Below are 4,926 nucleotides of genomic sequence, written 5' to 3' on the forward strand. Positions count from 1 at the left end.
CTCACCTACGTCCGCTCCTCCCGGCACAAAGACATGCCAAAAGTCGCGTAAGCCCATACCACTCTTAACTGTTTTCAGCGGTCCTTTGCCCTCCGTGAAATGTAACGTACCCCCAAACGTGGCGGCCATTTCCAATCCCAACTCCACCGATAAAGGATAAAAACGATCCGGATTGCCTATCATCAGATAGCCGGCCTTGCTATGATAGAGCACGTGATCGGCGTATTTAGACTGCCGTTTCGTAAAATCGTGTTGCCAATGGTCATCGGTCATCATGCCGTAGGCCACATGTCCCTTTATCCGCAACCAATCATTACCTATCGGCAACACCCAATATTCGGGCAAAGCCAAGCGCACCTGCGGCACGGGACGCGCATTGATACCCAATGCTTGCGCACCACTGCTCAACCGGTTGTTCTTCAATTCCATGGGTATTTCCTTACTTCCCACGGTCAATACGCCATGTAACCACCTTACTTCGGCAAACGCCTGCTGCACCACAGCCTTGCTCGTATAGTTTACCGGCACAACCACATCAGCGCCATAGCCCACCGCCCATCGCCGGGCAGAGTCGGTTTGTAACGGTCGTATAAGGCCGCAGCGCAAATAGCCGTTTACCTCTTCCAGCGAACTAAGCCCATAACGATTGGCGTTAAGCCACAAAGGAGTAACGCCTTTCGAGGCTCCTGCCATCGCCTCCACGCTGTAAGCTACGCCCTCCGTCAGCCGAATAGGCTTTGCCTCGGAGGCATCCTGCCACCCATATTGGGCGGAAACCGTCAGTCCCCACGTACTACATAGCAAAAGGAAGAGCGCTCGCAACATAATCATCGGCCAATAACGCATTTATAAAAGACTCGTTTTAAAAGATATAACCCACGCCCATATAAAAGGCTCTGTTGCGTGGGAAGCCGCCCGGACGGATTTTAAAGAATCCCGCTTCTATACCCATGGTAGCCGCAAAGTGGCGTGTTTCCCACGAAACATCCATATCCATTCCCATGTCGGGGCGATTCAAATCCAGTCCCGGAGTACCAAACGTATTCACGTCACCATCTTTCGTTTCAATCTTTCCACTCAATCCATAGCTAAAGTATGGGCCTATACCAATCTTCAAGCCCCCGGTTGAGCCCGTTGGTATAAACATCGTGAACAATACGGGCACCTCTATCGTATTCTGACGAACCACGTTTCTGCTTGAAGAACCTTCCTCCAAAGGCACTTTACTGCCCTTGGTAATATAGCGCAAGGCCGTTTGTAAACCCAAACAACGCAGTGAAAAAGGTATCTGCAAACCGGCTTCTACCGCATAACCATACAGCTCTTTCTGCCCACCGGAATAGTTTCCTACATAGTCGGAAACGACAAAGTTTGCCTTCACAAACGGCTTCACACCCTTGGCCACACGCTCACTGGCTTCCTCCAAGTACGAATACGACCCTTCCGACGACCGCTTTTGAAAAACCTGCGCTTGCGCCGTCAGTCCCACCAACAGCAAAGCCAACATCACCATTTTACGCATATTCTCTATTCTTAATAAATGAATTATTGTTTATAACTTGCTCATATCTACCATCAACAGATGGTTTTCAGAGAGCATATAAAGCATGTTGCCCTGCAAATCCACGCACTGTATGGGCCTTGTTATATGAAGTCGAGGCTCTCCTTGCTTGTTAACAATCCAAAAATCATGGACTCCCTCGTCGTTAACGCCCGCCAACATGTAATCGCCATAGCGCTGATAAATCCCATAATAATTACCGGCCGAGTAACTGTTGACGGTCTTCAAGTCACGGTCAACCACCAAGAAACGACCTTTATCGGTAGCCATGACACTTTGGTCCTTGTCCGAACAGAGTGGCGTAAGCCGTGAATCCATGTCCTGAAAGGTGAAAACACTGTCGGTCAATATCCGTGTAGGCATTTTGCCAAGGGCCTTTTTAAGGTGCGGCAGGGCTTTGAAACTCAACACATGACCATCCTTGGCGTCATAGGTGGCAAAAAACGGCTGGCCCGTTTTCTTATAATTTATGCCCCCGCGCAGGCCTACGCCGTAGTTTTTCAGGTAAAGCGTGTCGCCCTGAAGATACAAACCGGCCAACGCTCCCTCCTTATCGGGAAAGGGCGTAGCCCACAGACACTCTCCCGTAGCGTCGAAACAAGCGATGCGTTCGTGGTCGGAAATATAATAACGGTGGTCGCCCTGCACGATGTTTGAGCAGGTACGAGTAATCATATTGCCACCTACATAGGGCACATAAGCCCCATAGTTGGCGGTAATAAATACCCCGAACGTCATACCCATGGCGATACCACCCAATACTTGCCCCAAAACGGCGCCCGTATCTACGTGCCCCATGGAGGCGTCATACTTGATTGTATGCCCATTGTTGATATTAACGAAGTAGATATTATCGGCCGCTACCATCAGCATAGAGTCGCTTACGAGCTTAAAATCGTCCCATCCCCAGTTATTTTGATGGAGCACCGACGTGGTCCAAAGCTCCTCACCGGTGCTAAGGCGCAGGCCTCTCAGCTTGCCGGTCATGACACTTCGGTAGCCAATAACCACGTCGTGGCGCTCATTTACGTAGAGGGGATAAAACTTTTTCTCCCACTTCACGTGCCCACTGTCGCCCAGCAAGCGCAACTTACCATCGGGAACAGCCGCCAACAGGCCAGCGGTGGTCAGTTGAAACTTATCGAGAAACTGCTTGTTCTCCGTGGCTTTGCCCAGCCGTTGATAGAATTCAGACTGTGTAAATGCCGCCGGTGCGGTCCAAAGTTCCTGCCCCGAGGTCATATCGAGCATGACATAAGCGCCCTCATGCGAAGCTTTGCCCTCACGAGGGGTGACATATTTCAATGCGATTTGCTGCCGATCGGGCAACACGGAGAACGAATAATACGCCCGTTTCAGGTCTATACAAGCTGTTTTTACCGGCTGATCAGCGTTATCGGTGGCAAAAACAACAGAATCGGTTTGTGCTTTCACGGGGCCTACTCCCAAGCAGAAGGCAGCCGCCAAGATACCTGCAATCGTTTTCATCGTATTCTCTTTTAATGTTTTAAGTGCTTACAAAGATAAAGCTTTCACCATAAAGAAGCAACATTTTGGCTCATTAAAAGTAGCCGAAGCAGGCCTTTTACCTCCTCAACGACCCATGTTACACCTTATATATAATAAGGATGGCGACGACAGACCTACCAATCCGCGTCGCCATCCCCTCACTCACCGCCTCTACGAGCCTATCCGCTGTTGGCGATGAAGTATGTTGTAAAGCGAGTTATACCAGCGTTGCGACGATCTCCTCACGTGTTCCGGGGAGCATATCGATAACGGGTATCTCGGGCATAGTGTAGCAACCCGGGGCCAAACGCATGGAAGCACGGGCCACATTGACCAATACTTGCGCCGTAAGAGCGGGGTTGTTGATACTCATATTGAACTCAAAATGCTGGTTTTGGGTCTTTCCGCTCACGCCCTTACGTACCAAATGAACGCCATGGCCCATATCTTTGACCTCGTCAACCGACTGCACCGCGAACACGTGAGTCTCATCATGAGCGAAATAAGGGTCTGATTTTATCTCGTGAGTTACCTGATCGAGCGACGTACCTTCCTCTAATTCCACGTAAACCATGCGACGATGAATGCCCTCACCCAAAGGAATGGTCACCGAGAGAGCGTCCTTCACGCCGGCCTTACCACGCACACAAACGCTATGACCCATGCTCATACCGGGGCCGAAGTTGGTATAGGTAAGTCCCTTAGGAGCCAAACTCTGCATCAAGATACGCACGATAGAATCGGAACCGGGGTCCCATCCCGCCGCGATAACGCTCACCTTGCCGGCCTTTTTACAGTTTTCCATCTGTCGATTACGGTAATCGAGTATGTCAGTATGTATGTCGAAGCTGTCAACAGTGTTGATTCCGAGGGCTACTATCTGCTCGGCGTACTCGGGACAAGAGCGTGTCGGCGCGGCCAATAGGGCCACATCAACGTTTGAAAGCTTGGTTATATCATCTACAACGGCATAAGATGCCAACTCGATAGGTTTATCTTGGTCGCCTTGACGACGCACTATGCCGGCTATTTCAAAGTCGGGGGCAGCCTCAAGTGCCTCCACCGCGAAGCGGCCAATGTTGCCGTAGCCTACTACGGCTGCTCTAATTTTCGTCATGTTTTCTATATTTTTGTCACTGCAAAAGTACATTAAATCGACGAAATGTTAGATAACAGCCGTTTATTTTTTCACTTTTTTAAACCACGCTTTTCCGCTCCTGCGACGCCCCGTGGGCTTTCCGCTGTTGTAAATCGCTATCCATGAGCAAGCGATTAGTCATGCGTGAGCCCTTCAGAACCATTCCTCGCCACCATCGCCATGCCACTCCTAAAATTGCGAAAATACTTTACAAAAGGCTCAAAATGGCTGCGTTATTCTCAAAGAAGAAATCTTTGGCCCGAAAAACGGCCGTTTTTCACGTTTTTATAAACTACTGATTACCAACCGATTGCTTTCTTTCGACCGTTTCAAAGGTCTATTTTTAGGCTTCATCGGCCCTCTTTTGGCCCGCCCAAAGCTGCGTTTCGGCCTCGTAAAAGGGCCATGGTAAGGAGGTAAAAGCACTGCTTTCGCCCCGTGAAAGGCCCACGTCCATGGGGCAAAAGCCTAAAAGCCCATCGCCAAAAGCCCGCGATGGCATGGCCGGAAGTCTGTTTGAGCACTGAAAACGTGCAGAAAAACATGTAGTTTTTTTTGACAACAAGGCCATTGAAAATACAATATAAAGCCTTAACTTTGCGTTATCGTTTTGTATATATACAAAAAACAAACACTTATGATTGAATATATCAAGGGCGAGCTCACCGATCTTACCCCTGCGGTTGCTGTTGTCGAAGCGGCAGGAGTGGGCTATGCG

Annotated in this window: 4 protein-coding genes and 1 pseudogene; 1 reads left to right on the forward strand and 4 read right to left on the reverse strand. The window is 49.7% G+C overall.

Going from position 1 to position 4,926, the window contains the following annotated elements; translation table 11 throughout:
• The 4 genes and pseudogenes from VIR50_RS11955 to VIR50_RS11970 form a co-directional block, all read right to left on the reverse strand.
• A pseudogene (locus VIR50_RS11955) lies at nt 1-825 on the reverse strand (hypothetical protein); the annotation flags it as partial.
• Nucleotides 826-862: 37 nt separating this feature from the next.
• A complete protein-coding gene (locus VIR50_RS11960; protein ID WP_331935341.1) occupies nt 863-1,522 on the reverse strand; it encodes an outer membrane beta-barrel protein in 660 nt (219 codons plus the stop codon).
• Nucleotides 1,523-1,552: 30 nt separating this feature from the next.
• Entirely contained in the window at nt 1,553-3,049 is a 1,497-nt protein-coding gene (locus VIR50_RS11965) for an outer membrane protein assembly factor BamB family protein (protein ID WP_331935342.1), read from the reverse strand.
• Between the two features lie 238 nt (nt 3,050-3,287).
• Nucleotides 3,288-4,187, reverse strand: a complete 900-nt coding sequence (locus VIR50_RS11970; protein WP_331935343.1) for a diaminopimelate dehydrogenase — start codon at nt 4,185-4,187, stop codon at nt 3,288-3,290.
• A 658-nt stretch (nt 4,188-4,845) separates the two neighbouring features.
• Here VIR50_RS11970 and VIR50_RS11975 point away from each other — a divergent pair.
• A partial coding sequence (locus VIR50_RS11975; protein ID WP_331935344.1) for an OB-fold domain-containing protein occupies nt 4,846-4,926 on the forward strand: 81 nt, incomplete at its 3' end.

This window comes from Prevotella sp., from assembly GCF_036570325.1.
Classification (GTDB): Bacteria; Bacteroidota; Bacteroidia; order Bacteroidales; family Bacteroidaceae; genus Prevotella.